This window comes from Pseudoalteromonas sp. NFXS53 (assembly GCF_056629255.1).
Window position 1 is genome coordinate 1 of sequence record NZ_JBWVBR010000051.1, and the last position, 723, is coordinate 723.

A 723-nucleotide genomic window follows, 5' to 3' on the forward strand; every position below is an offset into this window, starting at 1 on the left:
GGCATGACGTAACGTATGTGGCGATAATGGCGACGTTATGTTTGCCAAAATAGCATAGTGTTTGATTCTATGCCAAACGTCTCACTAATTTCTAGAGTATTAAACCCACAGAAAATATTTGTAAAACCCAAAATGTCACATAAGCTTCATATTTCCACAAACATTCATTTAAGAAGGAACTCTTATGAAATTTTTTGTTATACCACTCTTGTTGGTATTTTTAATGCCTCTAAGTTCAGAAGCTAAACCTAGCAATTTTTATGAAGCCGTTATTTGTGATGATTGCAGCTATGTTGAAGCTAAAAAGATAGCCCAGCGATTTAAATATCAACCTCAAATGCAATGTCGTAACGATGTAGGCAATAATTTTGAAGATATTGTGCATGAACAATGTTGGTCAACCCCAAAAAAGCTGGTCATTCACGATGTTCAACAAGATAAAACCTATGGTTTTAAAGTGGGTCATAATAATCAGGGCCAGCCTAGATATGATTTAACCCCATATGTTCAAGACCTAAACAATGTGCCAAATGAAATACGTACATTACTGACTAGTACGACCAATGGCTATAAAGTACTCACAAATGTGACCCGTAGTCTTAATCGTAACTTTAAAATCAATACGTACACCTCTTCTGCTAGCACATCTCAATCAATTCACCCCATTATTGATGAAAACTCAGTGGGAATAATGAGTAGCTGTGCCAACAGCCCTGAGATGAA

Annotated in this window: 1 protein-coding gene; it reads left to right on the top strand. The window is 36.2% G+C overall.

The window, feature by feature from the left end:
• Nucleotides 1–184: 184 nt before the first annotated feature.
• A partial coding sequence (locus tag AC1HJP_RS21150; protein WP_480363466.1) for a hypothetical protein occupies nucleotides 185–723 on the top strand: 539 nt, incomplete at its 3' end.